The organism is Acinetobacter sp. YH12116 (genome assembly GCF_013418895.1).
GTDB lineage: Bacteria > Pseudomonadota > Gammaproteobacteria > Pseudomonadales > Moraxellaceae > Acinetobacter > Acinetobacter indicus.
In genome coordinates, this window is sequence record NZ_VPBE01000041.1 from 1 (window position 1) to 16512 (window position 16512).

16 protein-coding genes and 2 pseudogenes are annotated in these 16512 nt (G+C 34.8%); 10 read left to right on the top strand and 8 right to left on the bottom strand.

Annotated features, from left to right (window positions below):
- Positions 1-256: 256 nt before the first annotated feature.
- From FTU54_RS14100 to FTU54_RS14110, 3 genes and pseudogenes are all read left to right on the top strand, one after another.
- Complete coding sequence (locus tag FTU54_RS14100; protein ID WP_180074852.1) at positions 257-823, top strand: recombinase family protein; 567 nt, start codon at positions 257-259, stop codon at positions 821-823.
- Positions 824-1740: 917 nt separating this feature from the next.
- Positions 1741-2937, top strand: a complete 1197-nt coding sequence (locus FTU54_RS14105) for a reverse transcriptase domain-containing protein (protein ID WP_180074853.1) — start codon at positions 1741-1743, stop codon at positions 2935-2937.
- A gap of 96 nt (positions 2938-3033) precedes the next feature.
- Positions 3034-3974 (top strand): annotated as a pseudogene (locus tag FTU54_RS14110) (IS5 family transposase).
- Positions 3975-4028: 54 nt separating this feature from the next.
- Here FTU54_RS14110 and FTU54_RS14115 read toward each other — a convergent pair.
- From FTU54_RS14115 to FTU54_RS14150, 8 genes and pseudogenes are all read right to left on the bottom strand, one after another.
- Positions 4029-4526: pseudogene (locus FTU54_RS14115) on the bottom strand (IS6 family transposase); the annotation flags it as partial.
- A 206-nt stretch (positions 4527-4732) separates the two neighbouring features.
- On the bottom strand, positions 4733-5005 hold the full coding sequence (locus FTU54_RS14120; protein ID WP_180074854.1) for a DUF2798 domain-containing protein: 273 nt from the start codon (positions 5003-5005) through the stop codon (positions 4733-4735).
- A 280-nt stretch (positions 5006-5285) separates the two neighbouring features.
- On the bottom strand, positions 5286-6203 hold the full coding sequence (locus tag FTU54_RS14125; RefSeq protein WP_180074855.1) for a transporter: 918 nt from the start codon (positions 6201-6203) through the stop codon (positions 5286-5288).
- A 62-nt stretch (positions 6204-6265) separates the two neighbouring features.
- Positions 6266-7246, bottom strand: coding sequence for a fumarylacetoacetate hydrolase family protein (locus tag FTU54_RS14130; RefSeq protein ID WP_180074856.1), 981 nt, complete (start codon positions 7244-7246; stop codon positions 6266-6268).
- Between the two features lie 2 nt (positions 7247-7248).
- Positions 7249-8025, bottom strand: a complete 777-nt coding sequence (locus FTU54_RS14135; RefSeq protein ID WP_180074857.1) for an SDR family NAD(P)-dependent oxidoreductase — start codon at positions 8023-8025, stop codon at positions 7249-7251.
- 4 nt (positions 8026-8029) lie between these two features.
- Positions 8030-8605 (bottom strand): cupin domain-containing protein, encoded by a 576-nt coding sequence (locus tag FTU54_RS14140; RefSeq protein WP_180074858.1) that lies wholly within the window; start codon positions 8603-8605, stop codon positions 8030-8032.
- A complete protein-coding gene (locus FTU54_RS15400) occupies positions 8606-8953 on the bottom strand; it encodes a Rieske 2Fe-2S domain-containing protein (protein WP_180074859.1) in 348 nt (115 codons plus the stop codon).
- 9 nt (positions 8954-8962) lie between these two features.
- On the bottom strand, positions 8963-9892 hold the full coding sequence (locus FTU54_RS14150) for a VOC family protein (RefSeq protein WP_180074860.1): 930 nt from the start codon (positions 9890-9892) through the stop codon (positions 8963-8965).
- 122 nt (positions 9893-10014) lie between these two features.
- Between FTU54_RS14150 and FTU54_RS14155 the strand changes: the two genes are divergently transcribed.
- The 7 genes from FTU54_RS14155 to istA all read left to right on the top strand — a co-directional run.
- Entirely contained in the window at positions 10015-10929 is a 915-nt protein-coding gene (locus FTU54_RS14155) for a LysR family transcriptional regulator (protein ID WP_180074861.1), read from the top strand.
- A gap of 124 nt (positions 10930-11053) precedes the next feature.
- Positions 11054-11983 (top strand): NAD-dependent epimerase/dehydratase family protein, encoded by a 930-nt coding sequence (locus FTU54_RS14160; RefSeq protein WP_180074862.1) that lies wholly within the window; start codon positions 11054-11056, stop codon positions 11981-11983.
- A gap of 108 nt (positions 11984-12091) precedes the next feature.
- Positions 12092-13207: a S9 family peptidase gene (locus FTU54_RS14165; protein WP_257223823.1), complete on the top strand. Its 1116-nt coding sequence runs from the start codon at positions 12092-12094 to the stop codon at positions 13205-13207.
- Positions 13208-13219: 12 nt separating this feature from the next.
- Entirely contained in the window at positions 13220-14359 is a 1140-nt protein-coding gene (locus FTU54_RS14170; protein ID WP_180074864.1) for an FAD-dependent oxidoreductase, read from the top strand.
- A gap of 74 nt (positions 14360-14433) precedes the next feature.
- Positions 14434-15138 carry a CoA transferase subunit A gene (locus FTU54_RS14175; protein WP_180074865.1) on the top strand — a complete coding sequence of 235 codons (705 nt, stop codon included), beginning with the start codon at positions 14434-14436 and terminating at the stop codon, positions 15136-15138.
- Positions 15139-15141: 3 nt separating this feature from the next.
- A complete protein-coding gene (locus tag FTU54_RS14180; RefSeq protein ID WP_180074866.1) occupies positions 15142-15771 on the top strand; it encodes a 3-oxoacid CoA-transferase subunit B in 630 nt (209 codons plus the stop codon).
- A 113-nt stretch (positions 15772-15884) separates the two neighbouring features.
- The coding region (gene istA, locus FTU54_RS14185; protein ID WP_180074867.1) for an IS21 family transposase at positions 15885-16512 on the top strand (628 nt) is incomplete at its 3' end.

A 16512-nucleotide genomic window follows, 5' to 3' on the forward strand; every position in this document is an offset into this window, starting at 1 on the left:
TAATATTACTGAAATTACGTTACAAATAGAAAATACGAAATGTAATACATTGAACCAACATAAACACTAATTTGGACTTTAGTCTTCATATAGATGTTTTGTGTAACTTTAAAGTATACCCTAAAGTAACACTTTAAAAGTTCGTAAAAATATGTATCATTTAAATGATTTTTAATCATATGTAACATGTAACATTGATATTTAAGGTCTATAATTTACGAAATTATTTATTTTTATCCAATTGGGGCATGAAAGAGTGAAAGGTCAAAAAGTAGGCTATGTCCGGGTGAGTTCAGTCGAGCAAAATACTGGACGTCAACTTGAGGGAATTGAAGTCGACCGGATTTTTGTTGACCGAGCTTCGGGTAAAAATACCGACCGGCCGAAATTTCAGGAAATGTTGAACTATCTCCGGGAAGGGGACAGGGTTGTTGTACATTCCATGGATCGTTTTGCACGAAGCCTAAAAGATTTGGTTACCGAAGTAGATAAACTGGTTAAAGGAGGGATCGCCATCCAGTTTGTAAAAGAAAATATTACTTTTACGGCCCAATCCACCCCGATGGATAATTTGATGCTGCAACTGATGGGGGCTTTTGCACAGTTTGAACGTGAGATTATTCTGGAGCGACAAAAGGAAGGAATTAAACTCGCCTCTGCTCAAGGGAAGTATAAAGGCCGGGTACACAAATTGAAACCTGATCAGGCCGAAGCTTTACGACAAGCATGGAAGGAAGGGAAGTACCCTTCAAAAATGGCATTAGGCCAAGCATTTGGAATTAGTCGCCAGGCGGTATATCGGTATTTAAAAGCAGGTGAGTAACTCAATTTGAATTGGCGACTATATTTAGTTGAGATTATGAAAGCCTTAGAACGTGATAAATCAATAAAAAATCCTATTAGAAATTGAATGGGATTTTACAAAGTATTATGTTGCTGATTTTTAAAATATAAATAAAATGTATTTTATATAGGCTGCATTGGGTTAATTTTAGGACAGCTTAAATAGAAACTATTTTTCATAAAATATAGAAATAACTTAAAAGAAATTCCTAAAGTTATAACTCACAATAATTAAAACTATGCCTATGATTAAATTTAGCTTATATTGATGGCGTTGATTCTGAAGCGCTGCCAAAACACGGCAAAAACTTCAATGATGCGACCCGAGTACAGCACATCACACATATTTCAGCAGAGTCCTTGACAGGATGCTATACGTTCATCGAGTTATTAGTGAACAGCGGTGATGGTGAGATGCGTAGAATCCTCGTTCCTCTTGCTACCATTTTTAGAGAGGAATCCAACAATAATTCGGAGGTTGCAATAATGAAGGCACAACAGAATCAACGTAGCATGGTTTTATTCCAGAGCATATTTACGGCAGTAATGATATTAACCATGATAATTGTGTTATTCATTAGCCCTTTTACCATGGGAACACTACTGTCTTGTTTTGTTACAATATTATGCTTGATGTATGATTATATAAAATGCTATAAATATATAGCTATTAATCACATTGACTATGGGTTGATTTTTCAGTCTGAAGCGCTGCCAAAACACGGCAAAAACTTCAATGATGCGACCCGAGTACAGCACATCACACATATTTCAGCAGAGTCCTTGACAGGATGCTATACGTTCATCGAAAAATTAGTGAACAGCGGTGATGGTGAGATGCGTAGAATCACTTCGTACCTGTATGGGTAGCCTTGTAAACATACAGAGAAAGAGTAAATGACATTTTATGATTACGTTAAAGAAAACTTTATTAAATTTTTTTTTAAGTTATTCAATAAACAACGTCCTTATTTATTAAACACTAAATACTATCCAGAATATTTATCATTTAATGAATTCAATTTAAACAAAGAAAAAATCTTAGTTGAACTTTTAGATAATTTATCTAAAAAAAATTATTCTCCTCAATCTTTACATCCTATTTTAATGGAAAAACCAGATGGTTCGTTAAGATTAATATGCGTTCCATCAATACAAGATCGCATAATTCAAAAACTTATTTTAAAATATATAAAAGAAAAACATGAAAATAAATATATCTTAGCTACTAATTATGACTTTTCATCTAAAATTAGTGAAGCTGGTGCAATATCTGCACGAATACAAGCTTTAAAATTAAGAAATAAATACTCGTATGTTCTCAAAACTGACATCTCAGCATTCTTCGATAATTTAAATCGTCAGTTAATCAAAAAAAATATTGAAGAAAAACTAGATATACCTGAAATAAATTTTCTCTTAGAAAAAATTATAAAAGTTGATACCAGACTTAAAGAAACTGAATCAATCGGTGCTAAAGAAATAGATTTTTTAAAATCTAAAAGAGGAAAAGGCATTAGACAAGGTATGCCAATGTCATCATTCCTTGCATCCTTATATCTCTATGAATTTGATACTTTTATGAATCAAAAAAATATTCCTTATGTAAGATATGCAGATGATTTAGTTATATTTTGCTCATCTCGCCTAGAAGCTCTAAAATATTTAAATTTAGTAACTGAGGAATTAAAAAAAATTGATCTTGCAATCCCTCCTCTAGAAGACCAACTAAAAACTAAAATTGTTAAAAATCAGTCTATTGATTTTTTAGGTTTGGAATTCAGATCTAGCGGCAATAGATTTAAAGCTTATATACCTAATTCAATTTTTAAAACAATTAATAATAAATTAGATGTATATGATTCTTTAAATAAAAACCTTAAAAATAAAAAAGATTTTTCTGATGTAATTCAGGATATAAAATATATAACAAATGGATATAGTTCGGCATTTTCAGATGCTTGTAATATTAGTGAACTTCAGGAAGAGATTAATAATAAGAAAATAATGATCTTTTCAAAACTTTTAACATCTCTAGGTTTGGATATGGAACGTCTCAGTTCTCGTCAAAAGAAGTTTTTCTTTAGTCTATGATTTTTATATGAAATATGTCCCTAAAAATAATTGTAGTTAAACGGCTTTGTTGCACAAACCTATCTGTAAAGGCTTTTTCAGCGATATAATTTTCAAATGAAGAAGCCTACACACAAAATCTACCGCACAACCAATTGGCCCGCATATAACCGAGCACTCATGAGTCGCGGAAATATTGCCATTTGGTTTGATCCTGCTACGCAATGGTATGCTCCATCAAAAGGCAAACAAGGGCGAAATCAAACCTACTCCGACGCAGCTATCCAATGCTGCTTAATGATTAAATCCTTATTCCGTCTATCTTTACGTATGGTCACTGGCTTTGTGCAAAGTCTGATTAAACTTTGCGGCTGAGCAGCCCCGAATATCAGTGATATTCGTACAGTACGCTTTGTAGAAGACAAAAGCATATTGATATTGCAATCAGCTACCAAAAAAGTAGCGATGGGCTGCATCTACTCGTAGACTCTACAGGCATGAAGTTTCTAGGTGAGGGCGAATGGAAACGCAAGAAACATGGAGCTGAATATCGTCGCCAATGGCGTAAACTACATATTGGTATAGATGCCAAAACCCTACAAATACGCGCTATTCAGCTCACAACCAATAATGTCAGTGATTCACAGGTGCTTGGTGATTTACTTAATCAGATTCCACAAGATGAGCAGATTGACTCTGTTTATACCGATGGAGCTTATGACACCAAGCAATGCCGTCAGGTCATTGCAGATCGGCAAGCACATGCGGTGATTCCACCTAGAAAAAATGCGAAACCATGGAAAGATACAAAGAGTAGCTCGCTAGAGCGAAATGAATTACTTCGAACAGTTAAACGTTTAGGCAGGACATTATGGAAAAAATGGTCAGGCTATCATCGCCGCAGTTTGGTGGAAACCAAGATGCATTGCATCAAATTATTAGGCGATAAATTAATGGCAAGAAGCTTTCCTAGTCAGGTGAATGAAATTCATGCACGTGTAGCAGTCCTCAACAGATTTACGGAATTAGGTCGACCACTTACCCAAGTTACGCCTTAAATTTGGCTCAATTAGGGGCGCTTTGCATTTCAAATCTTTGTGCAACAAAGCCTACTTAATCTGCCTGTGCTCAATATCTACTGGACATTTTCCTTCTCGCTTTAATCGTGATAAAGCATGGCCATAGGTCGCTGCTTTATCTGTATTGATGACCCGTGGAATTTGCCATTTTTTCACCGTATTGAAGATCTTTCCTAGAAAACTATAGGCTGATTTACTGTTCCTTCTAGCGGAAAGGTAAAAGTCAATCGTATGACCACGTTGATCAACTGCACGATACAGGTAAGTTCATCGCCCCTTCACTTTGATATAAGTCTCATCCATATGCCATGAATGTAAATCTGTAGGATTACGCCAATACCAGCGTAACCATTTTTCCATTCCTGGAGCATAACGCTGAACCAAATGATAAATTGTACTGTGATCCACATTTACGCCTCGTTCAGCGAGCATTTCTTGAAGTTCACGATAGCTGATGCCATATTTACAATACCAAAGAACAGCCCAAAGGATGATTTCACCTTGAAAGTGCCGACCCTGGAAGGGACTCATCTGCTGTATCTCGAAATAAATAAGATATTTAACTTATCATGTCAGCCTATTTACAACAGTGCCGTTGGCTGTGGCATTACAATTATGAACGACCACATCAAGCTAACAAAGAAAATCCACCTCTAATGGCTGCTTAACCTATACTTTTAACTTCGGTTATTTAAGGAGGATACCCTTTCCTATAAGTATCAAAATGTATATGAATATTACTTTTTCGATTCTTTAGGATCCTTAACGATCAGCATTAAAAATCTTCTTACAAATGGAATGAAGATTAAAATTAGTGGGTAAGCTACGCCCCAAGATAGCATCCAAGATGAGAACCATTTGAGAATAAACCCTTCTACTAATCCTTTATTTATAATAAGATTAAAACAAGAAAGTGATCCACTCATTAGAGCAGATAAAAATAGAGGCATAAGCCAAGAAAGATGTTTAGCATGTATCTTTGGTATTTCCTTGAAAAAAGATTTTTTCATATAAGATCAACTGAAATGCAAAAAATTAAACTAAATATTTCGAAGATTTAGAGTTTTTTGAGTGATTTAATAAACTCAAAAAAATGTGGTAAAAATTCTTTGAATAGTGGCTTTTCCAAATTTCAAGATACTCTTGAGCAGCTTCTTTACTTTTTAAGGTATATATTCGAAGTTGATAAATCATATGCATTTCTCTTTTGATAATTAAACAACATAAATTAGCTATAAAATATTTAAGAGAGCAGCCATTTTAAAAATGCTCTCTTAGTCTTGAATCAGTTTAATATTTAATTGCTGCAGACAAATAAAAACCATCACCTTTTGATTTATTTTTTGCAACAATATCTTTTTGCCAGCTAGCACTAATTAATGCTCCATTTTTAAACTGGTATTGGATAGCAGGACCAATTGCAAAACCTTCAGTTTTAGAGTTGGCAATCTCAACATCATTCTGTTTGTCATTTTCAAATTGTGTTGAATAATAACCCACTATTGCAGGTTCCCATTGTCCTACTTTATAACCAGCCATGTAATCTAAGAAAAATTCCGTACCTGTTTTATAATTTGTGTCTTCATTTTCCCAGTTAAAAGAAACACGAGGTGAAACTCCTATATCTAATCCATTTTCATTTTTATATCGAAGGCCAAAAACAGGTTGGATTGCAAAACGGTTATTTGAAACATTCAAAGTTGCGCCATTAGAGTAAGAACCAATCGGAAGTGCAAAATTTAAAGCTGCTACAGTTTGCCAATTTTTCTTTTCTCCTAGATTCCATTGGAAAATTAAGGGGCCAAAAATTACATCAGCTAGTCCATTATCTTTGTCTGATAATCGCCCATAAGGAGTATTGAAGCTATTATCGACATTAACAAATGTTCCAATTAGTTCTGATGAAACAACATCTGCTCCAAACAAATGTGAATCCCATACAGTGATAAAGCGTAAGGTTTGCGCAAATACAGATAAATCTAAATCTGTACCTTTAATTTCATCCCCTTTATGATCATTCAACTGTTTAGATTCCGAGTAGAAAGATAAAAGTTGTAAATAATTTCCTGGCTGAGGGGGAAAGTCAGCGATAAAATATTGAGCAGAGCCAGGTGCGTAGGTAGAGTTGCCATGCTCAGCTGCTTGACTTATCGCAGGTAACATTGCAGATGCAGCTAATAAATATTTTAAATAGTTTTTTTCGAACATTTTTTCAATCCCTTTCTAAAAAAAAAGCACAAATTTTCCTAAAGCACTTGTGCATTAAGCTACTAAATCGCTTTAATAACTTTTTGTTGAATAAACCCAAATGGTTTAACTTTTCCATCTGGACTTCTAGCTTCCATAAATACTTCATCACCAAAATTGAGATAAGGTGTTTGTATTTTTCCAATTTTTAGAATTTCACGTATCCGTTGTTCAGTAAGACAACTCGAACCTACCGTTTCATCTTTATTAGAAACAGTTCCTGATCCAATAATCGTTCCAGCAGTTAATTTGCGTGTTCTAGCGGCATGAGCGATTAGCTCTCCAAAACTAAAATCCATTTCTCGACCATTGGCGTGACCAAAATTTCTTTTATTAAGTTGGATAAATAACTCAAGGTGAACTCGACCATCTTTCCAATATTCACCTAACTCATCAGGGGTAATCGCAAAAGGAGCAAAAGATGAACTAGGTTTAGCATTGATAAAACCAAAACCTGTTTTCATTTCTCTGGGACCTAGTTCTCTTAAACTCCAATCATTCAACTGAAGGATTAACACTATAAAATCAGCTGCTTTATGTGCCGATACACCCATAGGAACTTCTGTAGTCACAACAGCAAATTCACCTTCGAAGTCGATACCATCTTCTTTATTTAAAAAAGCGACATCACAGAATGGTCCAATAAAGTCATCAGAAGCACCTTGATACATTAATGGGCAATTATCTGCATCAATATGTTCTTCAATATTGAAAGCTTGAGCCATTAAATGCCCATGGTTTTTAAAAGCTGATGCATCGCAAAATTGAGTTGTTTGAGGCAGTGGGGCTATACAGCGACTTAATTCGATTTCAGAAGTAGTAACTGAACCCTCATTTATTTTTCTATAGTACTCAGCTAGGTCAAGATATACGGTAGACCAGTTTTTTACTGCTTCAAATAAGTTTGGAACAATATGTTGTACAGAAAGTACTCGTTTTCCATCTTTTGAAACAAGGTAGAGTTCACCGTAGGTTGTACCATTATCATAGGTTGCAAATTTCATAATTAATTTCCATCCGAAATTGTTGTACCACCATCTACAACTATGTTTTGTCCAGTAATAAAAGCACCACCATTACTCGCTAATAAGAGGGCGATGCTCGCTATTTCATAAGGTTGTCCAACACGACGTAAGGGAGTAGCAAGTAAGCGCTTTTCTATAAAGTCTGGTTTGTCCAATAACTCTCTTGCCAAAGGCGTATTAATTAGTCCTGGTAAGATCGCGTTTGCTCTAATATTCAGTGATCCAAATTCAACTGCAATATTTCTGACTAGTTGATTTAGTCCAGCTTTAGATATTCCATAAATACCTAAAGACTTATTTCCTCTAATTGAGGCAATACTTGAAATAAAAATTAGGCTTCCGCCAACTGGTTTATTTTTTTCCATTATTGGAATTAATAAATTAGTTAGTTTTATTGCCGAGAGAAGATTTATATCTAATATTTTCTTTAGATTATTAAAATCTAAATCAGTATGGCTTGAGCACAATCCCTCAATACCAGAACAAAATACTAGAGAGTCGATTCTAGAATAGGTATTAATGATATATTCAGTGAGGTCTTTGATATCTTCTTCATTGGAAATATCTGCAGGGAAAATATCAACCAATTTCCCTTTGTTTTGAAAGAGTTGTTTTCTTTCTTTTAATTTTTCCTGGTTGATATCAGTAAGAATAACTGTAGCGTTATATTCGATGAATAAATCTACAGTAGTTTCACCTATTCCACCTAAAGCACCTGTAATAAGGACGACTTTATTTTTAAGGTTAAATAAGTCCATTTTTTTAACCAGAAAATTGGTGCGATAACTGTGTATCATAATTAGCATCAATTAAAATAAAGGCGATACGACAAACATGGTCTGTACGGTTAGACCAAGCATGATTAGTACCTCTTTGAATAATTACACTATTTTCGCCAACTTCTACTTCTTCATCATCCAGAATCAATGTGATAGTTCCACTAATAACGATTCCATAATCAATCGTTTCTGTTCTATGCATTAATGGATGTTTTGATTCAGCTGATGAAGTTCCTGCTTTATCATCACCAATTTCTTTAAATGTAGCTTTTAGATCGTCTGGGGATAATTTATGTAGATATTCATGATCTGGTGGAATATCTACAAATCGAAAGCGAGTACCTCCCGTAGGAGGCGGTAGTATCAATGCTCCGGTTGTAACATCATCAGTATTTGCTGAGATTGAGACACTAGCTTCTGTATTCCATACCTCATGGAATACTGTTCCCGGTGCACTTTTAAGATTATGGACGTTTTTAAGAACACTATTATCGAGAACAATAGCTTTTCCTTCAGGGTTATGACCAGTGATAACTCGTTTTATTAATTTAAATTCCATCTAAATATTCCTTAAACAATATAATTGGTTATTAACTATTGCTATGTTTACTGAAGTTAACTTTTTGCCCATACACGGACCTTGTACACAATCACCTGTTTGAAAATTGAATAAAGCGCCATGAGCAAAACATTTAATAAACTTATGATCTTCACTTAAGTACTGATCATTTTTCCAAGACATAGGTGTGGCTTGGGCATAATGAGGACATGCATCAAGCCATGCGTAAATTTGTTTTTCATACAAAAGAACTATGACTTTTTTTTGATATAAAGTTGAGTAAAACGCTCTTGTGTATAAAGGTTCTAATTCATTTAGATCGCATAAAAATTCACTTTTTACTTTCATAACTAAGTATTAGTGATCTGCTCCAGGAGCCCACTTTTCAGCATATTTGAATAAGAATCTTTGAGATGCTTCAGCACTAAAAGGCACACTTCTTGGCATCCATGAGTCATCATGTTTATCCATGTCAGCGTCGTATTCGATATGGCAACCTAAAGGACTATTGAAATACCAAAACCAATTTGAGCCAAAGTTATGTCTACCTGGCCCCCAAAAAGGTGTATAACCAGCTTCTAAGAATCTTGTACCAGCCAACATCACTTCTGTTGGCCCAGCCAAGTGGAAAGCAAAATGTTCGATACCTTGCATATGCTCAGGAGCCTGGATCAGAAATAGACTATGATGGTCATCATTTGCTGATGGACGTAAAAAGGGACCTACACCCTCTAAAATATCTGTAGTTCTGAATCCTAGGCGATTGCAATAAAATTTAGAGGCCTGTTCACCATTAGGTACAAAAAGGACTATATGACTTAATGTTCTAGGAGCTACATTAATGACTTTATTTAAACCTAATTCATTAGGTTTCCTTTGGGGAGTAGCACCGGGTGAATTTACTTTTTCATGTGGTAAATTTAGGGTCACTCTCTGAGTAATTTGAAATTTAAGAGCAAACCCTGAATCATCATTAAATTCAATAGAACCATCAATATTCTTTTTAACTACACGGTCTTTAGATATCTCTGCTTCAATAAGTTCTAGGTCATAAGCTTCTTGTACACCATAAACCTGTTTTCTTAAGAAGCTACCTGATTTTAATGCGGATGGAAGAAGAGAAGAATCCTCATGAAAAAGATGAACTGAAGTCCCATCTAATGCAGAATAAATAGCTTGAGTTTCATCTAAAAGAGTTTCCTTTAAACCATAGTCTTTCAAAAATGTGCAACACTCAAGAAAATTTGGAACACCGAAAACTAAAGCATCTGGGCCAATGATTTTCATCATTCAATTCCTTGTATAAATTATATTCATAGAATGAATCATAAATTTCTATCTTGTATTTACACAAATGATTTAAAACAATAGATTGTATTGATGGAATCAATACATAATTGGAAAATGGAATGAGATACAAGAATCTAGATTTAAACCTTCTAGTAGCTTTAAATCTTTTTTTAGAAGAAAAGAATGTTAGTAAAGCTGCAGAAAAAATGTTTATAACTCAATCGACTGCTAGTAGCGCATTAGCTAGACTGAGGAATTATTTTAATGACGAGTTATTAATTCAGGTTGGTAAACAAATGGAGCTAACGCCAAGAGCAAAAAAAATGGTGGAGCCTGTAAAATTAATTTTAATGTCTATAGATCATCAAATTATTCAACCACCAGAATTTGATCCCTATACTCTGGAGATGTCATTTACCTTATGTCTCTCTGATTATACTTTAGTGACTTTTATACCTGTTTTCCTGCAGTTTATAAAAGACCGAGGTTATAAAATTAATTTTGATTTTAAACCACAATCTATTGATCCAGTAAAGACCTTGGAAAGTGATGAAGCCGATTTGCTAATCATACCTTCTCAATATTTGACAGAAAAACACCCTCATGAGAACTTATATACTGAAGAGTTTGTTTGTATTGCATCTAAAAATCATCCGCGATTAAAAAAGAAAAAAGCTTTGACTTTGCAAGATTTGGAAGGTGAAAAGCATATTGTTATGAAGCCACCACAAAACTTAGATTCTGTTGAATCGATTGCTATAAAGAAAATGAAATTAAAAAGAAAAGTTGCTTTAACTACTTTTAGTTTTTCATCGATACCAGAATTAATTTCGGATTCAGAATATATTGCTATTGTACACAAACGTTTAGGAGAGAAATATCTTCAAAGATCTGATTTATATTTATTTTCTCTACCTTTTGATTTCCCCTTAATGCACCAAAGTATCCAATGGCATCGATTTAGAAATGATGATTTAGAATTACAATTTTTGATAAAAATAATGAATGAGTTTTCTAATACTTTGTTTTTATGATGGATAATTATTTAAGTAATTGTTGACATTACAACAGTTAGGATCTAACCTAAATAAAAGGATTTTTTTTAACCATAATGTTGACATTACAACAGTATGGTTATTATTTACTCAGGGTTGTGGAATGACACATATTATCGTTACTGGTGCACAAGGTTTTCTAGGTTCACGCCTTATTGATAAATTACTAAAGCGTCCAGAAGTTAGTAAAATTAGCTTAGTTGATCAAAAATTTTATGAGAAGAAGAATTCTCATAAACTTCAATATTTTGAAGGTGATTTAACCTCACCTGTATTCTTAAACGAAATATTTAAATCTGACGTAGATGTAGTTTTCCATTTAGCGAGCATTCCTGGTGCTGCCGCTGAAAAGCAACCTTATGTTGCTCAAAATATTAATTTCTTAAGTGTACAGAGAATACTAAATTTATTAGAAAAACAAAAAGTTCCTCCTAAATTTATCTTTGCTAGCTCAATAGCAGTTTATGGAAATGATACTCAAGATGTTATTACTGAATATGATTTGATAAACCCTCAAACTTTATATGCAACCCATAAGTCCATCGTAGAGCTTTTAATTGCTGATGCTTCACGACGCAATATAATTAATGGCTTATCACTCCGAGTACCAGGGCTTGTAGCAAGACCGGAAAAAGCTAGTGGTTTTGCTTCTTCTTTTATGAGCGAGATTTTTTGGTCGCTTAAAAACAATGAGCATATTATTTTACCAGTTTCAAAAGAAGCTACCGCTTGGTGGTTATCAGCAGACTGTGCTGCTGAAAACTTTATTTTTGCCGCTTTTAATGATTTTACAGCATTAAATGCGCGAAGAGTTATACAACTTCCTGTTCTCTATTTAACTGTTTCAGAAATTATTGAAGAAATTAGCAATTACTTCAATGAAGATAAAATTTCATTAATTAGTTACGACATTGATCCATATATTCAAGCCAATTTTGGCTCGTTTCCCCCCCTTATAAGTTCTTATTCGGAAAGTAAAGGTTTCTTTAATGACCATTCTATATCCGCATTGATAAGACGAGTTTATGAATAAAAATTTGTGATCTGAAAACACAAATTAATTTCTATCAAATTTACTTTAATTAAGAGGTTCACTATGTTCCAGTATTTTCCAACAAACTATGTTTGGAGCCTAACTACTATGATTGCGATTAGTCATGGTGGTCATATGGGTGAAATTGATGAAATTTGCAAACCTATATTGGATGCATCCAAAAATGGTGACGACATTGGTACAGTTGAATTCATGCATGCTTGGAAAAAATATGCTGACAACTTGGTAGAATTGGCTGAATTAGATCTGACAAAGAACAGAAATTTTTCAGCAGGTGATAAATATCAGAGAGCAGGCTTATATTATTCCATAGCTGAACGAATGCAAGAACATGGAAATAAAGAGCGTGTTGAAATTTATGCTAAATCTTTAGAATGTTTTGAGTTCTCACGTCAATATAAAAGATCAAATTGCATTCGTGTTGAGATTCCTTATGAAGATTCTCATCTCTCAGCTTTATATGTAAAAAATACTTCAGAAAACGGTGAAAAGCTACCAGTAGTCGTGATGATGAATGGTCTCGATTCTAGTAAAGAAATTCTGTATACCTCTCCGATTACAGACATGCTCCTAAAACGTGGTTTAAGTATTTTATTTGTAGATCAACCAGGAACAGGTGAAGCCATTCGTCTGCAAAATTTGCCAGCTGTTTATAATGCAGAAGTTTGGGGCTCAAAAGTTATTGATTGGTTATTTAAACAAGAAGAAGTTGATACAAATCGAATTGGCGCTCTAGGTGTTTCTTTAGGTGGATATTACGCTCCCCGAGTAGTTGCATACGAACCTCGATTTGCTTGTGGCGCTGTTTGGGGAGCAAATCATGATTGGCGTGCTGTTCAGCAAGCCCGTTTAAAACGTGAGGGAGAAAACCCTGTACCTCATTACTGGAAACATGTGGAGTGGGTGTTCGGCGCTACCGATCTTGATGATTTCTTTAAAAAAGCAGAAAACATGCATTTAAATGGAGTCGTAGAAAAAATCAAAGTGCCATTTCTTGTAACACATGGTGAAAATGATCGTCAGATTCCTCTTAAATATGCATATGAAACTTTTGAGCAATTAACTAATAGCCCTAAAAAAGACCTAGTCATTTTTACGAAAAAAGAAGGTGGTATTGAGCATAGTTCACTAGACAATCCATTAAATGCAGGAGCAACCATCGCTGATTGGTTTGCTGAACAATTACACGGAAAAATAAATTAAGTTGAGGCGATTATGAAAGGGATATCTAAAATTGCAATTATCGGTGGTGGCATAGGTGGTATGTGTGCTGCAATTCAATTAAAGAAACAAAATTATGAAATCGATCTTATTGAAATAAATTCGACGCTTACACCTATAGGCGCTGGAATTACACTGAGTGCAGCTACCTTAAGGGCTTTTAAAGAGATTGGTATTATTGATGAAGTTTGCAAAGAAGGAGGTGTTCTAAATATAGTTGATTTATACACTTCTGAAGGTGAACTTGTTGGCCAGTCAACTTTACTTCCAGCTATTGGGGCAGAAGACCTACCTGCTGGTATGGGTATTATGAGGACGAAGTTAGCAGAGATCCTAAAGGAAAAGCTAGAGACTTTAGGAGTCAATATAATATTAAATGATACTGCAGTGGAAATTAGTCAAAATGACAGTAAAGTTAATCTTACTTTCCAAAGTGGTAAGCATGAAAGTTATGATCTATTAGTTGGAGCTGATGGAATTAGATCTCGTGTAAGAAGTATAGCTTTCCCTGAATTCAAAGGGTCTACCTTTACTCATCAAGGTTCGTGGCGTGTTGTAGTACCTCGTTTATTAGATAATTGTTCAATTTTTCTGGGCAAAGAATTAAAAGCTGGTTTGAATCCGATTAGTTCTACTCATAGTTATCTATATTTTCTTGATCATATTGAAAAAGATGAATTCATTGAACAAGATTTGTGGCCAAATCTACTTTCTAATTTATTAAGTGAATTCAAGGGAGTAATTGCTAATATTAAGGATCAAATCGCAGATGGTCGAATTACTAAAGATGACATTGTATATCGACCTTTATCTGTTCATTTAATGGAAGATAGCTGGCATAAAGGAAGAATAGTTTTAATTGGTGATGCTATACATGCTACCACCCCTCATCTTGCCTCAGGAGCAGGTATTGCAGTCGAAGGAGCAATTATTCTTGCAGAAGAGCTATCTAAAGATCAAAGTTTAGAAAACGCATTGACCAATTATCAGAATAGACACTTTGAAAGAGCTAAACTTGTTGTTGAAACATCTACCAAGTTAGGTGAACTTGAAATCCATAATGAATCCAAATTAGAACATCGTAACTTGATGCATTCTACCTTGGATCAATTACGCCAACCCTTAAAAGCCTAGTCTAATTTTTCAAAGAGGATCTGATTGAAATAATTGGATCCTCATTTACTTATTAGTATGTTGAGCAAAATAATATGCCAAATAAAGTTTTTTCAAGTGCTTTAGAAGCATTACAAGAAGTTATTAATGACAATCAAACTATTGCTGTAGGTGGGTTTGGTTTATGCGGTATCCCTGAAGCTCTAATTGAGGGCTTAAAAAACACAAATGTAAAAGGTTTAACATGTATTTCCAATAATGCCGGTGTTGATGATTTTGGCTTAGGAAAACTTCTTCATACAAAACAAATAAAGAAGATGATCTCGTCTTATGTTGGTGAAAATAAAGAATTTGAACGCCAGTTCTTAAATAACGAATTAGAAGTTGAACTTACCCCTCAAGGAACATTAGCTGAAAAGCTACGTGCTGGAGGTGCAGGTATTCCAGCCTTTTTTACACAGACAGGTGTAGGTACTTTGATCGCTGAGGGCAAAGAAACTCGTGTTTTCGATGGAAAAACTTTTATCTTAGAAAAATCATTGAAAGCAGATATATCTCTTATTAAAGCTTATAAAGCAGATAAAGCTGGCAATCTTGTTTTTCGTAAGACTGCTAGAAATTTTAATCCTGAATGCGCTATGGCAGGTAAAATTACAATTGCAGAAGTCGAACAACTTGTAGACATAGGCACATTCGATCCAGATGAAATCCACCTTCCTGGTATCTATGTAGATAGAATTGTACTTAATCCTACACCAGAAAAACGGATAGAAAAAAAAACGTTAAAGGCAGGAATATAAATTATGGCTTGGACACGTAATGAAATGGCTCAACGTGCAGCTCAAGAACTTGAAGATGGGTTTTATGTCAATCTTGGTATTGGATTGCCGACCCTAGTAGCAAATTACATTCCTGAAAACATTAATGTTTGGCTACAATCTGAAAATGGATTACTTGGTATTGACGAATTCCCTACAGCCGAAACTATTGATGCGGATCTTATCAATGCTGGAAAGCAGACTGTAACGGCTCGTAAAGGAGCTAGTTTCTTTTCAAGTAGTGAATCCTTTGCCATGATCCGTGGAGGGCACATCAATATTGCTATTCTTGGTGCAATGGAAGTCTCAGAACAAGGTGATCTCGCTAATTGGATGATCCCTGGAAAAAAAGTCAAAGGGATGGGCGGTGCAATGGATTTAGTCGCAGGTGTTAAAAAAGTCGTTGTTCTAATGGAACATTGTGCAAAAGATGGCAGCCCCAAAATCCTAAAACAATGCTCTTTACCCTTAACAGGTAAAGCTGTTGTCAATCGTATTATTAGTGATATGGGTGTGTTTGATATTACTGATAAAGGTATAAAAGTTATTGAACTTGCCAAAGATATAACAATTGAACAAGTCAGAACTTGTACAGGTATAGATTTGATAGTTTAGGATTATAAAATGACGAAAGAAGTTGTGTTAGCGGCAGTGTAAAAATGACCCCCTAATGGCATTTAAAAACTGACCCCCTTGGTTAATATAGCGGTCATTTTGGACTGCTCAACATGTTAACTTTGGAGCAAGCAGTGACAATCCAAATACTTCATCAACAGGGTAAATCTATTAAAGCCATTAGTCGTGAACTGGGGGTGTCCAGAAATACCGTGCGTAAATATTTACGGCAGAAGGAAACACCTCAGTATCGGCGTACACAACCTAGAACAAGTATTCTTGATCCATATAAACCCTATTTACTCAAACGTGTAAACGCAGCTCATCCTGAATGGATTCCTGCTGTTGTGCTCTACCAGGAAATTTTAAGGTTGGGATATACAGGAAAGATCAGGATCTTGAGGGAATATCTTGCAACATTAAAACCAGTTGCCAAACCGGAACCGATCATTCGTTTTGAAACCCAACCTGGCCAACAAATGCAGGTAGATTTCACCACGATTCGACGCAACAACTCGACTTTAAAAGCCTTTGTCGCAACATTAGGGTATTCCAGAGCGACTTTCGTGAAATTTTATGATCATGAACGTACGGATGCATGGATCGATGGTCTGGAAAATGCATTTCAGTTCTTTGCAGGAGTACCTCAGGAAATCCTGTTTGATAACGCTAAAACGATCATGATTGAACGGGATGCCTATCAGGAGGGGCAGCATAAATGGAACCCCAAACTGCTCGACT

What these genes read in the sequence shown, in the direction of transcription:
- FTU54_RS14105 (WP_180074853.1), top strand. Translation starts at nt 1,741, where the DNA reads ATGACATTTTATGATTACGTTAAAGAAAACTTTATTAAATTTTTTTTT.
- FTU54_RS14120 (WP_180074854.1), bottom strand. Translation starts at nt 5,005, where the DNA reads ATGAAAAAATCTTTTTTCAAGGAAATACCAAAGATACATGCTAAACAT.
- FTU54_RS14125 (WP_180074855.1), bottom strand. Translation starts at nt 6,203, where the DNA reads ATGTTCGAAAAAAACTATTTAAAATATTTATTAGCTGCATCTGCAATG.
- FTU54_RS14130 (WP_180074856.1), bottom strand. Translation starts at nt 7,246, where the DNA reads ATGAAATTTGCAACCTATGATAATGGTACAACCTACGGTGAACTCTAC.
- FTU54_RS14135 (WP_180074857.1), bottom strand. Translation starts at nt 8,025, where the DNA reads ATGGACTTATTTAACCTTAAAAATAAAGTCGTCCTTATTACAGGTGCT.
- FTU54_RS14140 (WP_180074858.1), bottom strand. Translation starts at nt 8,605, where the DNA reads ATGGAATTTAAATTAATAAAACGAGTTATCACTGGTCATAACCCTGAA.
- FTU54_RS15400 (WP_180074859.1), bottom strand. Translation starts at nt 8,953, where the DNA reads ATGAAAGTAAAAAGTGAATTTTTATGCGATCTAAATGAATTAGAACCT.
- FTU54_RS14150 (WP_180074860.1), bottom strand. Translation starts at nt 9,892, where the DNA reads ATGAAAATCATTGGCCCAGATGCTTTAGTTTTCGGTGTTCCAAATTTT.
- FTU54_RS14155 (WP_180074861.1), top strand. Translation starts at nt 10,015, where the DNA reads ATGAGATACAAGAATCTAGATTTAAACCTTCTAGTAGCTTTAAATCTT.
- FTU54_RS14160 (WP_180074862.1), top strand. Translation starts at nt 11,054, where the DNA reads ATGACACATATTATCGTTACTGGTGCACAAGGTTTTCTAGGTTCACGC.
- FTU54_RS14165 (WP_257223823.1), top strand. Translation starts at nt 12,092, where the DNA reads ATGATTGCGATTAGTCATGGTGGTCATATGGGTGAAATTGATGAAATT.
- FTU54_RS14170 (WP_180074864.1), top strand. Translation starts at nt 13,220, where the DNA reads ATGAAAGGGATATCTAAAATTGCAATTATCGGTGGTGGCATAGGTGGT.
- FTU54_RS14175 (WP_180074865.1), top strand. Translation starts at nt 14,434, where the DNA reads ATGCCAAATAAAGTTTTTTCAAGTGCTTTAGAAGCATTACAAGAAGTT.
- FTU54_RS14180 (WP_180074866.1), top strand. Translation starts at nt 15,142, where the DNA reads ATGGCTTGGACACGTAATGAAATGGCTCAACGTGCAGCTCAAGAACTT.